Source organism: Streptosporangium sp. NPDC002544 (genome assembly GCF_040295965.1).
GTDB lineage: Bacteria > Actinomycetota > Actinomycetes > Streptosporangiales > Streptosporangiaceae > Streptosporangium.
Window position 1 is genome coordinate 14,387 of sequence record NZ_JBEOWJ010000017.1, and the last position, 14,899, is coordinate 29,285.

12 protein-coding genes are annotated in these 14,899 nt (G+C 69.8%); 3 read left to right on the forward strand and 9 right to left on the reverse strand.

Features of this window, described 5'->3' with window-relative positions:
* Positions 1 to 110: 110 nt before the first annotated feature.
* The 3 genes from ABT061_RS24955 to ABT061_RS24965 form a co-directional block, all read right to left on the reverse strand.
* Positions 111 to 677 (reverse strand): I66 family serine proteinase inhibitor, encoded by a 567-nt coding sequence (locus ABT061_RS24955; RefSeq protein ID WP_350922069.1) that lies wholly within the window; start codon positions 675 to 677, stop codon positions 111 to 113.
* Positions 678 to 1,382: 705 nt separating this feature from the next.
* Positions 1,383 to 2,288: a DnaB-like helicase C-terminal domain-containing protein gene (locus tag ABT061_RS24960; RefSeq protein WP_350922071.1), complete on the reverse strand. Its 906-nt coding sequence runs from the start codon at positions 2,286 to 2,288 to the stop codon at positions 1,383 to 1,385.
* Positions 2,289 to 2,525: 237 nt separating this feature from the next.
* Entirely contained in the window at positions 2,526 to 3,179 is a 654-nt protein-coding gene (locus ABT061_RS24965) for a hypothetical protein (RefSeq protein ID WP_350922073.1), read from the reverse strand.
* Between the two features lie 210 nt (positions 3,180 to 3,389).
* Here ABT061_RS24965 and ABT061_RS24970 point away from each other — a divergent pair, with 210 nt between their 5' ends.
* On the forward strand, positions 3,390 to 4,412 hold the full coding sequence (locus tag ABT061_RS24970) for a tyrosine-type recombinase/integrase (protein WP_350922076.1): 1,023 nt from the start codon (positions 3,390 to 3,392) through the stop codon (positions 4,410 to 4,412).
* A gap of 265 nt (positions 4,413 to 4,677) precedes the next feature.
* A complete protein-coding gene (locus ABT061_RS24975) occupies positions 4,678 to 5,559 on the forward strand; it encodes an AraC family transcriptional regulator (protein ID WP_350922078.1) in 882 nt (293 codons plus the stop codon).
* Between the two features lie 12 nt (positions 5,560 to 5,571).
* Here the strand turns inward: ABT061_RS24975 and ABT061_RS24980 are convergent, their stop codons facing one another.
* From ABT061_RS24980 to ABT061_RS25000, 5 genes are all read right to left on the reverse strand, one after another.
* Complete coding sequence (locus tag ABT061_RS24980; RefSeq protein WP_350922080.1) at positions 5,572 to 7,659, reverse strand: xanthine dehydrogenase family protein molybdopterin-binding subunit; 2,088 nt, start codon at positions 7,657 to 7,659, stop codon at positions 5,572 to 5,574.
* 12 nt (positions 7,660 to 7,671) lie between these two features.
* On the reverse strand, positions 7,672 to 8,661 hold the full coding sequence (locus ABT061_RS24985) for an FAD binding domain-containing protein (protein ID WP_350922083.1): 990 nt from the start codon (positions 8,659 to 8,661) through the stop codon (positions 7,672 to 7,674).
* Entirely contained in the window at positions 8,658 to 9,182 is a 525-nt protein-coding gene (locus tag ABT061_RS24990; RefSeq protein WP_350922085.1) for a (2Fe-2S)-binding protein, read from the reverse strand. Before ABT061_RS24990 ends, ABT061_RS24985 begins: the two co-directional genes overlap by 4 nt.
* Positions 9,179 to 10,435, reverse strand: a complete 1,257-nt coding sequence (locus ABT061_RS24995; protein WP_350922087.1) for a low temperature requirement protein A — start codon at positions 10,433 to 10,435, stop codon at positions 9,179 to 9,181. Before ABT061_RS24995 ends, ABT061_RS24990 begins: the two co-directional genes overlap by 4 nt.
* Before the next feature lie 334 nt (positions 10,436 to 10,769).
* Positions 10,770 to 11,075, reverse strand: a complete 306-nt coding sequence (locus ABT061_RS25000; protein WP_350922090.1) for a putative quinol monooxygenase — start codon at positions 11,073 to 11,075, stop codon at positions 10,770 to 10,772.
* 240 nt (positions 11,076 to 11,315) lie between these two features.
* On the opposite strand from ABT061_RS25000, the gene ABT061_RS25005 reads away from it, so the two are divergent.
* Positions 11,316 to 11,888 carry a ferritin-like domain-containing protein gene (locus ABT061_RS25005; protein ID WP_350922092.1) on the forward strand — a complete coding sequence of 191 codons (573 nt, stop codon included), beginning with the start codon at positions 11,316 to 11,318 and terminating at the stop codon, positions 11,886 to 11,888.
* On the opposite strand, the gene ABT061_RS25010 is transcribed toward ABT061_RS25005, so the two are convergent.
* Positions 11,836 to 14,607 (reverse strand): AAA family ATPase, encoded by a 2,772-nt coding sequence (locus ABT061_RS25010; RefSeq protein ID WP_350922095.1) that lies wholly within the window; start codon positions 14,605 to 14,607, stop codon positions 11,836 to 11,838. The two genes, ABT061_RS25005 and ABT061_RS25010, sit on opposite strands and share 53 nt — an antisense overlap.
* Positions 14,608 to 14,899: the final 292 nt, after the last annotated feature.

The following is a 14,899-nucleotide window of genomic DNA, read 5'->3' on the forward strand; positions in this document are numbered from 1 at the left end:
GCTCACACCCCTTACCTCCCCTCCTGCAGCCCGGCGCAGCCGCGCGTACTGGCGCAAGGTCGTGGGCGCCGAACTGGTGGCCGCCGCCGGGCTGCAGGATCGGATTGGGGCTAGCTGACGGGCTCGACGACGAACAGCGGGGCTCGAACCCCGGGAGGCAGGAGCAGGACCCGCTTGGGCAGCAGGCTGCGGTTCTCGACGAAGTGCCGTCCGATGTACTGGTCGGTGCCCGCCAGTTTGATGGTGACGACCCAATGTCTGTCGGGGAGGTCGTCTGCCTCGAGGTCTTCGTCGGCATCGGCCGGCGGCGATGCGACAGTCCAGGTCGAGTGGGGGGGCACCTCGCCGGGCCGGCCCACGGAGAGCTGGGAGAAGGGCTCCAGAGAGGGGTCGGCGTATACCAGGCCGCCAGTGTTCTGGTAGCGGAACTGGATACCGTCGGGGGCCTCGACGACGTCAAATTTGGCGGGGCGGGGGCTGGGCAGCAGGGCGGCGTAGAGTTTGCCGTCAATGTTCACCACGTTCGCCCCGCCGATCTTGAGGGTCACCGTGCCGCGGATGACCGGCTCGGCCGGGCGGCTGGTGGCGGTGGCGGTGGCGGAACCGGCGAGCCCGGGGACCAGGGCAACGGCCAAGATCGTGGCTAGGACGGCCAGGCGGGTGCGGATCGAGCGCATGTGTTCTGCTTTCTCCTCGGGGATGGGGGCCGGTGTGATTGATCATTCCGGCCCCATCAGGCATGTATCACAGAAAATACTTGACTAGCTACTCTAAGTAACAATGGCGGAATCGGGGTGTCGGTAACGAAGCTGTCATGAGGTACACGCGGTCGCATTGGTCCAGCTCAGCGGACTGGGCTTAGGGACAGAACTGCGGTTCTGTCGCGTGTATCCAGAGCGGCTGCGGGAGCGGTCAGCAGGGAGTCCCGGTAGCAATCGCCGTGAAAACAACGAATATGCAGGTCAGGGCACTCTCGGAGTGCTGCGGCAACATCCTGGCAAGGGGCCGCTGACCTGCATATCCGTTGAAAATTTCCCCGATACTACTGGGCCCCCTCAACCCCGAACTTCTTCAGTCCGTACACCCCGCAACAGCGGCGGACTGGGGCGAGATGAGGGGGTAAGCCTCCAGGGAAACACGGGATTCTGCCGGCTCAGCCGTTGGTGGCGAGGCGGTCGAGCCACTCGATCAGCAGTTGCTGCTCCGCGCCGCTGCCGGGGACAGACCTGCCCGCCGAACCGCGCCCTTGACGGGACGTCGGGCCGGGGCGGCGGCACCCCGGCCTCGCGCGCAGGCGCGCGTAGGGACGTCCGGAAACCTCAGCGGGGGCCTGCGGGGCGGCGGGCGGGATGGGCGGCCCCGGCTGCTTACGACGTAGATTCTCAGCCGGGTGGCATGTCGACGAAGCGGCTGTAGTGGCCCTGGAAGGCCACGGTGATCGTGGCCGTGGGGCCGTTGCGGTGCTTGGCCACGATCAGGTCGGCCTCCCCCGCGCGGGGGGACTCGCGCTCGGCGGCGTCCTCGCGGTGCACCAGGACGACGAGGTCGGCGGTGCGGGCGACGGCGTCGCACAGATCGGTGTGCAGGTCCGGCAGCCGGCCGGAACCCACCTCGGGCAGGCGGTCGAGGTCGGCGGAGACGACGACGGGGACCTCCAGCCGCACGGCGAGCGCCTTGAGGGTGTGGACGGTTTCGGTGACTTCGCGTTCGCGGGTGCCGCCGCGCACGTCGGGGCGGATGTGGCGCAGGCCGTCGACGGCGACCAGGCGGGCCGCGGGCTCGTCGGCGGTGCAGGCGCGGGTGATGCAGGCGCTCAGCTCGCCCAGGGTCCAGTCGGCCGGGGTGGCCAAGTGCAGGGGGGCTTCGGCAAGGCGGGGTATCACGCGGGCGAGCGTGGCCCGGTCCTCGTCGCGCAGGACGCCGGAGCGCAGCGCGTGCCCGACGACGCGGGCCTCGGCCGAGGTGATGCGGGTGAGCAGGTCGCGGCGGGAGGACTCGTAGCTGACCAGCAGGGTGGGGATGTTACGGACGAGGGCGGCGCCCCGGCAGAAGGCGAGCAGCAGGGTCGTGCTTCCCACGCCGGGGCGGGAGGCCACGACGGTCAGGGTGCCAGGGGGCAGGCTGATGAGGAGGGCGTCGAGGTCGGTGACGCCGGTGAGGATGTGACCGGGAGGCCGGCTGTGGAGGTGTCCGGCACCGGGGCGGTCTGTGAAGTCGAGGTGGTCCAGGAGACCAAGGAACTCCTCGCGAGCCGGGGCGGGAGCGGGGTCGTAGGGCATGGCGGCCATCCTGTCAGTCGAAGACGGATGGAGGCGCGTCCGAAAAATCCGGAAACTCCGAGGGGCGGCGATCCAGCGATTCACGCGCCGTCCGCGTTCAGGGATCGTTCAGGGATAAGGCCAGTTTCGCCAGGATCCTTACGGGTGCCACACTGGCGACCTCGCGTAATCAACCGTCGCGTACTCGATGCCGTGAGGCCTGCCGACATCACCGAATGTAGCCGTCGATGGGCTTCTGCCCGTGAGTCATTCCGTGTCGGGGCGACGCTTCCTGCCTTCCGGAGTGAAGGTGAAAGTGTCCCTGAACGGTCCCGTCCCGCAGCGAACGGCGAGGAGGACGGGCTCGCCGTAGATCGGCGGCCAGGTCGACTCGGCGTCGGGATCGGTCCCGTTCCAGAGATGGAAGAAGATCATCGGCTCTTTCGCCTGCTCGGCCAGGTAGCTGAGAGTCTTCCCATAGAGGGGGTTGCTGCCGCCGAAGAGCACGGAAGGCGGGCCGAAGGTCTCAAGTACCTCGCTGAGCACGCGGTCCTGAGCGGCCCAGGTCCTCAGCATGGATTCATGTTCCTCGGCCGTAAGGACTCTGTCTGCTTCCAGCCACCCGCGAACATGGGCGAACTCTGCATAGACCGAGGCCACGCCCCCTTCGTAGTCACCTGGCACCAGGGTTTTGAACGCTCCCTTCACGCCGATCGAGGTGAAGGCCCCACGTGACTCCATCGCTCGACGCTCCTGCGCCCACGCCTCATCCTGGTGTTCGGCATAAACGAGGTGGTCGAGTAGCAGCCGCAAAGCCATCTCTCCGCCGAACATTCCAGGACGACGAAGTGCTGAGTTGAGCTGGCCAACGAGGTAGTCGCGAATCTCGGTAAAGGAGCGTGGCCCGCAGGATGCTGTCATAACGCCATTTTCGCCTCAGGGGAAGTGACGCTGGGGATCACGTGTGGTCAGCTACGGACTAAAAGAAGCCGTCCGCCGATGGTGCCGAGTCTCCCCGGATAAGTCTGATTATCCGGGGAGGGCCGATGTGATCTCCCCGGATAACATCCAGCCGGGCCCGGAGCTAACGCCGGAAAAACTCCCCGGATAATAAGGAGAGGAGTCCGGAGGGTGACCGCGAGCACCGGCAACAAGATCAACAAGGGTGGTGCGACCGAAACCGACAACCACGTTGATGGTTGGAGCGGCGGCGGGGGCAAGGTGGTGGCGATCCGGCCCGGCCTTGAGCCGGGATCGGTGACCGCGGCCGCGCAGACGGCACTGGCCGCGTTCGGCACACATCTCGACCGCTGCGCGCTGGCGGCGAACACAGTGACCGCCTACCGTCGCCAAGCTTTCGCCTACCGCGACTGGTTGCTCGGGCGGGCGGCCGAGCACGCGGACGCGTTCGTCGACCTGGTCGGCGCCGAAGCCGCCGTCACCGCCGGGCGCCGACACCTACTGGCCGCCGGTGCGTCGCCGGCGACGGTGAACCAGGCGCTGGCCGCGGTGACGCTGCTGTATGAACACGGACCCGCGCTGCGCCTGGCTGTCAAACGCGCCCGGGTGCCCAAGCCCGGCGCCCCTGATGCCTTGACCCGGGCGCAGGAGAACGCGGTGCGCCGCGCCGCCGACCGGCGCGGCCCCCGTGACGCCGCCCTCATCGCCGTCCTGCTCGGCGCCGGAGCCCGCGCCGAAGAGGCCCAGCGCCTGTGCGTCGGCGACGTGCCGATCACTCCCAGCAGCGGCACCGCCCGCCTGCACGGTAAGGGGGACGAGGCCCGTACCGTCCCGCTGCCGGTCCCGGCTCGCGAACGCCTCGCGGCCTGGCTGCCGGCCCGAGCCGAGCTGCTGGAGGCCCGCCCCGAGCTGGCCGGGACGGTCGGCGAAGGGCTGTGGGTCGGCCAGCGCGGACGGCTGACGGTCGACGGCGTCACCGACGTGGTGCGCGTCGTCGGCAAGACTGCGGGCCTGCCGACCTTGCGCCCGCATCGGCTACGCCACGCCTACGCCACCCGGCTACGCGAAGCCGGCGCCGACCACGCCCAGATCCAAGCCCTGCTCGGACACGCCTCCATCGAGACCACCGCCCGCTACTTCCGCGCCTCGGCCACCGAAGTCGCCGATCTGGTCGACCGCGCCCTCGACTACTGATGCTCCGTGGACTGTTGCCGGCCACTGGACCACTACCGTGCCAGGCCGATGCGGTGAATCGGCCAGGGCGCCTCGCGTAGATCCTGTTAAGAGACAGGTGTGGGGGAAGACGACGTCCACATACAGGCGCCGCGTGGCCTAGCAACGCCCCTGCCTCGTGCCCGGTCGGCGGCTGGAACGGCCTGGCGGACCCACCCCTGCGCGCGATGTCCGTGCTCATCGCGAATGATTGTCGCGGTCCGCGGGTGCTGCTTGAATCGGGATCATGGTCCTCGACGAATTACGCGATCTTCTCAACCGCCATGCTCGGCCTGATCTGAGGACTTCCATCGAGGACGTGCTGATCTTCAAGGCCGAACACCCCCAGCCGCCGACGCCGACGACCTACGGCAAGGTGCTGGCTGTGGTCGCGCAAGGAGTGAAACGGTTCGCGTTGGGCGACACGGTCTACGAGTACCGGGAGGGGCAGTACCTCGTCGCCTCGGTCGACCTGCCGGTGACCGCCCACTTCGCCAAGGCCAGCCCGGAGCTGCCGGGGCTTGGGGTCGGGCTGACCCTGCATCCGGCCACCGTCGCCGAGGTACTGCTGCAGGCGGCTCCCGGCGACCTCCCGGAGCTCGGCGACGACGCTCCGCCGGGCCTGGCCGTCAGCACCGCTTCGGCCGAACTCCTCGACGCCGTCGTCCGCCTGGTGCGCCTGCTCGACCGCCCCCAAGACATCGCCGTCCTCGCGCCCCTCATCAAACGAGAGATTCTCTGGCGGCTCATCACCGGCGACCAGGGCCCCGTCATCCGCCAGCTCGGCCTGCCTGACAGCAGCCTCAGCCACATCGCGCGCGCTGTTCAGTGGATCCGTGACCACTACGCGCAGTCGTTCCGGGTCGAGGACGTGGCCAAGCTGGCGGGGATGAGCGTCTCCGCTTTCCACCGGAGCTTCCATGCAATCACCGCGATGAGCCCGATCCAGTTCCAGAAACAGATCCGGCTCCAGCAGGCGCGACTCCAGCTTGCGGCGGCTCCCGCCGACATCGCCGCTGTCGGCCGCCGCGTGGGCTACGGCAGTCCGTCGCAGTTCAGCCGCGAGTACCTTCGCCAGTTCGGGGCATCCCCCAGCCAGGACGCCATGCGCCTGCGCGCCACGAGCTGAGTTCCGTGGTGGTCAGTCCTCCAGGACGCGGTCGAGACGGATCGGCAGCTGCCGCTGCCGGACCCCGGTGGCATGCCAGACAGCGTTGGCGATCGCAGCCGCGGTGCCGACGTTCCCGATCTCACCGGCACCTTTGACTCCCATGGGGAGGCCGGGTTCGTGGTCAGGCACGAATTCGGCTTCGATGTCGGGAACGTCGGCGTGTGCGGCGATGTGATAGCCGGCGAAGTCAGGGTTGACGTGCCGCCCCGAGACCGGGTCACGGACGCCCTCTTCGTGCAGAGCCATGGACAGCCCGCCGACCATTCCCCCGATGACCTGGCTGCGGGCCATGAGCGGGTTGATCACCCGGCCTACGGCGAACAGCCCGAGCAGCCGCCGCACGCGCACCTCACCGGTCGCCGGGTCGACGGTGACCTCGGCGAAGACGGCACTGTAGGCGTGTCGTTCCCTGGATGGCAGCTCGCCGAGCAGGTGCGTCGTGTCGACCGTGACCGTCGCCGGCCGTTCCGGGCCGCGCATCTTCGCCGCGGCCTCGGTGATCGCCCACGCCCAGGACGCGGTCCCGCGGGACCCGCCCGCGCTCCACGCGGGGCCGAGGTCGCTGTCGGAGATCCGAAGCCCGATCTTCTCCACGCCGACCTCCAGCGCATCGGCGGCGATCGCGGTCAGCGCGGTGCGGGCGCCCGTGCCCAGGTCGGTGGCGGCGACGACCACGGTGAAGGTGCCGTCCGGCTCGGCCGTGATGGACGCCGTCGAGGGGAACGCCCCGGTGCTGAAGGACGTGGCGGCCAGCCCGGTGCCGACGAGCAGGGATCCCTCCCGCCGCATCCGTGGCCGGTGGTCGCGATCTGCCCAGCCGAACCGGCGTGCGCCTTGACGCAGGCACGCGACCAGATTCCGGCTGCTGAACGGCAGTCCGGACACGGGACCGACGACGGGCTCGTTGCGCAGCCTGAGCTTGAGCGGGTCCATCTCCAGGCGCTCCGCCAGCTCGTCCATGGCCGATTCGAGCGCGAACGAGCCGGGCGCCGCGCCGGGGGCACGCATGGAGTACGGCGGCAGGATGTCGAGCGGAACCGCCGTGAGCCGGGTGCGGATCGCGGGCGCCGCATAGAGCGTCTTGGTGAGCTCGGTGCACCCCTCGATGTACTCCGCGAGCGGGGACAGCTCGAACGCGGCCACGTGGTCGATCGCCCGCAGGCGCCCATCGGCATCGGCTCCGATCCGGATCACCTGGTCCGTGGCCGGCCTCTGCGCGGTGGCCAGGAACACCTGGTCGCGGGTGAGCGTGACCCGCACAGGCCGCCCGAACCGCGTCGCGGCCATCACGGCCAGGATCAGCTGCGGCCCGCACATGCCCTTGGACCCGAAGCCTCCGCCGACATGCTCGACACGGATACGCACCCGCTCCGGAGGCAGGCAGAAGAGCGTGGCCAGGGTGACGGCGATCTGGTACGGCCCCTGGTTGGAGTCGACGGCCTGCAGGCGTTCTCCCTCCCACCAGGCGGTCGCCGAGTGCGGCTCCATGGCGCTGCAGTGCTCCTCGGGCGTGCCGTACCTCTCGTCGACCACTACTGCGGAGGCGGCCAGCCCGGCGTCCACATCGCCGACGTCCACGGGCCCGTCGAAGAGGGCCGATGCCGGACGGCCCGCCGGGTGGCCGAAGAAGAACTCCGTGTCATGCGGTTGCACGTCATAGACCACCGGCAGCGCCTGGGCGGCGGCACGGGCCTGTTCGGGTGTCTCGCCCACCACGAGGGCGATGGGGCGGCCCGGGTGCGGGATCACGTCATCCTGCAGGAGTCGCAGCCCTCCGTCCGGACCGAAGAAGTGCCCTGCTTCCGGGTTGAGCCGGGGCGCATTCCTGTGATCGATCACGCCCAGCACACCGGGCATGTCCTGAACGGCCGCGACGTCGATGTCGAGGACGCGCCCGCGGGTGATGGTGGATACGACGACTGCGCCGAAGGCCAGGCCCGGCACCGGCTCGTCGGCGGAGTAGCGGGCGCCGCCGGTGACCTTGGCTCGGCCCTCGACGCGGGGCCGCGCGGCCCCGACGGCTCCCGCGGCCGTCGGGGCCGAGGATTCAGCGTTCATGGGTGATCTCTTTCAGTACGGCGAAGCCGCCAGGTCGGTCAAGACGGCCACGATGAGATTGCGCGCCAGCGTCACCTTGTAGGCGTTGCCGGGCAGCGGCTCGGCGGCGGCCAGCTCGGCTTCGGCGGCCGTCCGGAACCGGTCGGCGGTGGCGGGGCCGTCCAGCAGCAGGCTCTCGGCGGTCCTGGCGCGCCAGGGCCGCGACGCGACCCCGCCGAGGGCGATCCGCGAGCTGCGCACCACCCCGTCGCGGATGTCCAGGTCGGCGGCGATGGACACGGTCGCGAAGGCGTACGACGCGCGCTCGCGGACCTTCCGATACCGCGAGAGCGGCGAGATGGCGGACTCCGGGAGACACACCGCGGTGATCAGGGCTCCGGACGGCAACGCCGTCTCCCGCTCTGGCGTGTCGCCGACGGGCAGGTAGAACTCCTCCAGTGGGATGTCCCCGGCGCTGTCGAGGGTCTCGTAGCGCACGACCGCGTCGAACGCGGCCAGCGCGACCGCCATGTCCGACGGGTTCGTGGCCACGCAGTGCGGCGACCAGCTGAGGACGGCGTGGTTGTGGTGCGCGCCGGCGATCGCTGAGCATCCGCTGCTGGGGGCGCGTTTGTTGCACGGCTGCGAAGGGTCGGCGAAGTAGGAGCACCGGGTCCGCTGCAACAGGTTCCCTGCCATCGTGGCCATGTTGCGCAGCTGGCCTGACGCGCCCGCCAGCACTGCCTGGCTCAGCGCCGGATACCGGCGCCGCACCTCGGGGTGGGCGGCGAGATCGCTGTTGGTCGTCGTCGCACCGATCTCCAGCCCACCGCCGGGTACCTGCCGGATGCCGTCCAGCGGAAGGAAACGAACGTCCACCAGCCGGGTGGGGGACTCGACACCGGCTTTCATCAGGTCGACGAGGTTCGTGCCGCCGCCGAGGTAGCGGACGCCGTCGTTCCCGGCGACCAGTCTGAGCGCCTCACTGATCCCCGAGGCGCGCTGATAGGCGAACTCCTTCATCGGGCCTCCTCCAGGATCGCGCGCACGATCGACGGGTACGCGCCGCAGCGGCACAGGTTGCCGCTCATCCGCTCGCGCACCTCTGCCGTGTCCAACGCCGGCGCCGGGCCGTCCGGGCAGAGATCGGCGGTGACCGCGCTGGGCCAGCCCGCCGCGTGCTCGGCCAGCATCCCGATGGCCGAGCAGAGCTGCCCGGACGTGCAGTAACCGCATTGGAACCCGTCGAGCCGTACGAAAGCCTGCTGGATCGGCCGCAGCTCGCCGTCACCGGCGAGGCCTTCGACGGTTGTGACCTCGGCGCCTTCGGCGGCGACCGCAAGCGTCAGGCAGGACAGCACCCGCCTGCCGTCCAGCAGCACGGTGCAGGCGCCGCACTGGCCGTGGTCGCAGCCCTTCTTCGGCCCGGTGTGGCCGGTGTCCTCGCGCAACGCGTCGAGCAGCGTCCTGCGATTGTCGAGGCACAAGCGATGTATCGCGTCGTTGACGCGCAGCGAGATCACACTGCGGGTGTCGTTGGTCATGGTCTTCCTTCCTTCAGGCGTGGCATGCCCGGGCGCGTGAGGCCGGATGGCAGGGGGCTGGCGGCGCATGCGTCGCGGCCGGCCCGCTCGCGCGCGTACCGGGTGGTCTCGACGACGATCAGAGTGATCAGGAGGGTCACCAGTCCCGCCAGCCCAGCCAGCGGCGGCAGGACGACGGCGGCCGGCGTGGCCGCAAGGATGGCGCAGGCCGCCAGCAGCCGGGGGCGGCTCAGCGTGTGGTGCATGCGGCGTTCGAACAACAGATGCCCGACGAGGTACAGCGTGAAGCCACCGAAGAGAGCGAGCGCGGAGAACACGCCCAGTGGCCGGCTGTCCCCGGCGTGTGCGAGCACGCCCTCCACACCCAGGGCGGTGAGCAGGATGCCGGCGATGAGAGGCAGGTGCCCGTAGGTGTAGGCCTCGACAGCCAGGCGCAGCCTCGTTTCGCCCCGTGCCCGTCCGAGCCGGTGCTCGGCCGCACGTGCCACCACCTCGAAGTACAGCCACCACAGGCACACCGCGACGGCGACGCCGAGGACGGCGGCGAGCAGCAGGGCCCCGCTCATGGGCCGGTCGGCGGCGCCGACGCCGATGGCCAGGAACGACTCGCCGATGGCCAGGATGACGAACAGGCCATGACGCTCGCTCAGGTGGGCCGGGCTGTGCAGCCGCCACTGGCCGTGCCTAGCCGTGAGGTAGATGCCGACCCAGTCCACCAGGAGGGCGACGGAGAACAGAAGCACCTGTGTCCAGCCCCCGAGCAGCGCCCCGGACACCAGCAGAACCGCGCTCGTCAGCATGGGCAGCCAGGTGATCGCGATCTGCCGTCGCAGCCCGGCGTCACCGGTCGCGGCCACCGCGAAGACCGCGAGGTGCACCCAGCGGACCAGCAGGCAGGCGCTCACCAGCACCACAGGGCCGTTCAGGCCGCCCGGCTCGTCGTCCCATGCTTCGGGGATGGTCAGGCCGACGACGAACATCGCCGTCATCGCGACGACCATTCCCGCCCGCGGCAGACCCTGGTCGGCTCGTGAGTGGTTGCCCAGCCAGGTGTAGCCGGACCAGGTGCCCCACAACAGTGCGAGCATCAGCAGCCCCCGGAGCACGCCGGGAGCGCTGTGCTGCTGGGCCATGTAGCCGTTGAGCTGCGTTATCGCGAAGACGTAGACCAGGTCGAAGAACAACTCGAAGGGCGTCGCACGATGGTCCTCACCGGTGGAGCGAACGTTGCCGTGTCCACGTCTCACACCCATGGTCACCCCTCCAGGTCATGCGACGCGTGCGCGTCCATCGGGGACCAGTGGGCGCGTCTGCGCCGGGACGCGGGGCCTTCGGCAGAAGTAAACGAATGCGGACGGCGCGTTGGCCCACACCGTGCGGCTGACCACGACCTCATCGAACCGCTCGCCCAAGGACTGCCGTAGCCGGCGAGGTACGGTTCCACCGATGTCACGGACAGGTGGCGCATCTGGGCGAGCATCTCGGGGTCGAGCCGGGATACCAGGGGCATGTCCGCAAGAAGCTCCCGCAGTTCGGGATCGAGGTCGGGTCTGGCCAATGTCACGATGAGCTCCTCCTGGTTCAGGTTCAGAAAGCGGCTTTGCCGCCGACCGGCACCGCGTCGGCGTATTCGGACTCGCCGGCGAGCAGCGACTGGAGGCGTGCGACCAACGCCTGCGCCTGCTGGGTGGCGAAGAACATTGCGTGCGCCTCCCGGCTGACCCACCCTTCCGTGACGTGCACGACGTCCCGGTTGCCGGACGAACGGCTGACCAGGAACACGACGCAGTCCTTGTTCGGTAGTGACGGTGCGTTGAGCAGAAGCCGGACCAGTTCGTCGCCCTTACCCGGCTGCGCCGTCATCGTCGCGTGAAATCCATGGCCGACAGACATGGGGACGACCTCCTCACTGTGGTGCGCTGTTCGCTTGTCTCACGCCCCACTTTCGGCGCCGCTCAGGTGGCCCCACATCAGTCGTTCGACTCCGGGTTCACGGCCTTTCCAGGGGCAGGCGACCTACTTGCGTGTGGAGTCACGCCTCTGGAAAACGGCCTGTCCAGGGACCACCGCCCCTGGGCGATTAGGTCATATGACAGATGCCTCGGTGCGACTCTGTGTCTCACCATCGAGGGTGTGACGAGGCTTCCAAGTCCAGAGCAGCTGTCCAAGCGCGAGGTCCGGGACCGTGCCCTGTTCGATCTGGAGGACGGGCCGGTGACCCCGTCGAACCATGCTGAGCTGACGGCTGTCGCGCGTCTGCTCAACGTGCTGCTGGTGAGCCTGGTCGTGTCCTCGTTACAGTACGAGCAGCATGCGCACCTCGTCCGTGCGCCGTCATACCGGCCGATCTCCGAGTTTCTCCACGCCTGCGCGGACCAGGACCGTGGTGGGGCCAGGCTGCTCGCGGCGCGGATCTGGCAGCTCGGCTTCGCCGCCGACTACGACCCGCAGCACCTGTCCGCCCGGTCGTGCGTCACCTTCCAGACCTTCCCCGACGGGGACCTCACGGGCATCGTTACGCAGGATCTCCTCACGGCGCGGATCCTCGTCCAGACCCTGCAGGAGGCGGTGCGCTGGGTCGGGAACAGCGATCCGACCACCCGGCAACTGCTGGAGCGGCTGCTCGAAGAGAAGGAGAGCCAGGCTGACGCGCTCAGCGCGCAGGCGGCTGCGACTCGTCGGGATGCGACGACAGCGCATCCCTGAGCCCCGCGCGGGAGGTGACGCCGAGCTTGGGGAAGATCCGGTACAGATGCGCGCCGACCGTTCGATGCGACAGGTACAGGCGCTCGGCGATCTGCTTGTTGCTCAGCCCGCTCGCCGCCAGCTGCGCGATCTGAGCCTCCTGCGCAGTCAGGGCGGTCGGACCACCCGACGGCACGTCAACCTGCCGGTGGCCGGCCGCGCTCAGCTCGCTCCGGGTGCGCGCCAGCCACGGCTCCGCGCCCATGGCGGCGAACCCGTCACAGGCGAGGAGCAGCTGCCGACGAGCCTCCGACGCCGATCGGCCACGGCGGAGCCTCTCGCCGAACGCGAGCCGTACCCGCGACGCGTCGAACAACCACCGCTCGCTCGCGGGACTGGCCAGCAGAGCCTCCAGCCGCGACATCGCCGCGTCGTCATCGAGAACGAGAGCCTCCGCGCCGGCCTGGATCAGCGCCATCCTGCTCGACAGCGAGGCCACGTCGGCAGCCCGCATCGCCTCTACGTGCGCCCTGGCCTCGACCGTGCGTCCGACTCGCACCGCCGCCTCGACCAGGTCGAACATGACCCAGGTGCAGTGCGGCGCATGCGAGGCCAGGACGCCGGGCGGGCTCATCGCGGCGGCGTGCCGGAAGGCGGCGTCGTAGTCGCCCCGGCCCAGCGCAGCCAGGGCGCGCGGATGGTGCGCGAACAGGGCCGCAGCCGACACACCGCGCGGCAGCGCCCAGTGCGTGATCTCGTCGGCCAGTGTGTACGCCTCGTCGAAACGGCCCCGGCCGGCGGCGACGATCGCCCTGTTGTACAGGAAATACCACTCGAAGAACGAGAAGCCGCTGGCGTCACAGACCCGATGCCCCTCCAGAGCGAGTTCCTCGGCCTCGTCCCACCGGCCGACGAGGTAGTCGTCCAGGCACAGGTGCATCAGGGCGCCGAGGTGCCGGCGGGGTGCTCCGCCGTCCCGCCCCTGCTGGACCAGGCGCCATGAGGACTCGCGGCAGTCGGCCAGGCGGTCCAGGTAGACCGATGCCGTACCGATCCGCATGATGCGCGTGGGATCCCCCTCGTCGGGGAGGGTGCGGAGGATTTCATCGATCGCCGGCCGGGCCGAAGCCGCGGTGCGTACGGGGTCGGGGAACGTCTTGCTCGCCAGTGCGAGCACGTCGGGCGGCGATGGCTTCAGCCTGCGCAGCGCCCGGTAGAACGGTTCCCAGTACTCCGGATCGCTGCTGTACCAGCACAGCAGCAGCAAGGTGTGCATGGCTTCGATCAGGGCGGGGTTGTCGGCGCGGAATCCGTGGTCGCCGGTCTCGATGGCTCCCACCAGGAGGCGGTGCGCGGTGTTCACATCGCCGTCTCCGTTGAGCATCAGGAAGGCGGCCGCGTTGGCGGCCAGCAGGGAACCCGCCGAGTCCGGGTCCGACCGGCGCGCATCCGTCAGGAGCGACTGGGCGTCCTCGACGGCGCCGCCGGCTTCGGCACCGATGTAGGCGGCCTCGGCGAGCCGCCGGCCACGGCTCGCGCTGGTCGAGCTGAGTTCGGCGGCGCGGATCAGAGCCGCGACCGCGGCGAAGGCGTCTCCGCGGAGCATGACGCGGTGCGCCGAGTCCTCCAGCAGTTGCGCCACCGTCTCATCCGGTCCGGTGGCAGCCGCCGCGAGGTGCCACGCGCGGCGTTCCTGGTCGATGTCCAACGCTCCGGCGAGAGCGAGGTGCGCGCTGCGTCGCTCCTCGTGGGTGGACACCGCCACGATCGCCGACCGGATCAGCGGGTGCCGGAACGCGATCCGCGCCGTGGCGTCGTCCACGCGTACCAACTGCGCCCGCTCGGCCGGGGCGAGGCCGGCCAGGCCGTTCCCGGCCCCCACGGCGGCCCTGAGCACCCTGATGTCGCCGTTGCCCTCGAACGTGGCCAGCAGTAGCAGCCTGCGGGTCGGCTCCGGCAGATCAGCCATCCGCGTGGCGAACATCGCCTGGAGCCTGTCGCTGAGCGGAACCACCTCAAGGTGGGTCACCGGGTGATGCGCAGCACCCAGCAGCGTGGACGGCAGCTCAGTCAGCGCCAGCGGATTGCCTTGGGCGAGGTCGAGCAGCCGTCGCCGGACGCGCGGCGGCATCTCCGGGAAACCAGCGTCGACCAACTGCCCGGACGCCTCATGGTCCAGCGGCCGGACCGTCATCTCGGTCAGTCCCCGCGGATCCAGGAAGCTCGCCGCGCCCGTTCTGGCGGAGACCAGCAGCCCGGCCTGGGTACCCTCCAGGCGGCGGGCGACGAAGCTCAAGACGACGGCGCTGGCCCGGTCGATCCAGTGCACATCGTCCACCAGAAGAGCGAGCGGCGCATCGGCGGCTACCGCCTTGACGAGCAAGAGCGTCGCGTTGCAGACCAGGAGCGCGTCCGTGGGCGCCCCCACACCGAAACCGAGCGCCACCGACAACGCCTCCCGCAGACCGGGCGGGAGGCGCTCGATGTCGGCGTTCAGCGGCAGAAGCAGCTGGTTGAGGCAGGAGTAACTGACTTCCGCCTCGAACTCCGACCCTGACGCTCGCAGAACCCGCATGTCCGCCGTGATGGCGAGCTCTGCCACGGCGGCCATGAGAGCGGATTTGCCCACCCCGGGCTCGCCCCAGAGCAACCGCGCGTCGCCGCGTTGCCGGGAGGCATCGAGAAAACCGGCGAGCCGGTCGAGCTCGGCACCGCGTCCGAAGAGTTCACCGCCGCCCACAGGCACCTCACAGCGTCGGCCATGTCCACCTGCCCGACGCGACTCGCCGCACCACGACGGCTGTCGCATAAGGCGTCGAGAGCATATCCCGCGATGCGGCGGACATGGCGGCGTCATTGGCCTCCTTCGGCCGAGAAGGCAGGATCGGGCAACAGTTAGCGAGAATCGAACAAGCCAGAGACCTGGAAGCGCCGATCTCTGGTGTCGATCGATCCCGCAGGCGGCGCTGACCTCGGCTGGGGCGGCGCGCGTACTTACCCGCGAGGCGAGTCATGCGGCACTCCCAGCCCCT

What these genes read in the sequence shown, in the direction of transcription:
- ABT061_RS24955 (WP_350922069.1), bottom strand. Translation starts at nt 677, where the DNA reads ATGCGCTCGATCCGCACCCGCCTGGCCGTCCTAGCCACGATCTTGGCC.
- ABT061_RS24960 (WP_350922071.1), bottom strand. Translation starts at nt 2,288, where the DNA reads ATGGCCGCCATGCCCTACGACCCCGCTCCCGCCCCGGCTCGCGAGGAG.
- ABT061_RS24965 (WP_350922073.1), bottom strand. Translation starts at nt 3,179, where the DNA reads ATGACAGCATCCTGCGGGCCACGCTCCTTTACCGAGATTCGCGACTAC.
- ABT061_RS24975 (WP_350922078.1), top strand. Translation starts at nt 4,678, where the DNA reads ATGGTCCTCGACGAATTACGCGATCTTCTCAACCGCCATGCTCGGCCT.
- ABT061_RS24980 (WP_350922080.1), bottom strand. Translation starts at nt 7,659, where the DNA reads ATGAACGCTGAATCCTCGGCCCCGACGGCCGCGGGAGCCGTCGGGGCC.
- ABT061_RS24985 (WP_350922083.1), bottom strand. Translation starts at nt 8,661, where the DNA reads ATGAAGGAGTTCGCCTATCAGCGCGCCTCGGGGATCAGTGAGGCGCTC.
- ABT061_RS24990 (WP_350922085.1), bottom strand. Translation starts at nt 9,182, where the DNA reads ATGACCAACGACACCCGCAGTGTGATCTCGCTGCGCGTCAACGACGCG.
- ABT061_RS24995 (WP_350922087.1), bottom strand. Translation starts at nt 10,435, where the DNA reads ATGGGTGTGAGACGTGGACACGGCAACGTTCGCTCCACCGGTGAGGAC.
- ABT061_RS25000 (WP_350922090.1), bottom strand. Translation starts at nt 11,075, where the DNA reads ATGTCTGTCGGCCATGGATTTCACGCGACGATGACGGCGCAGCCGGGT.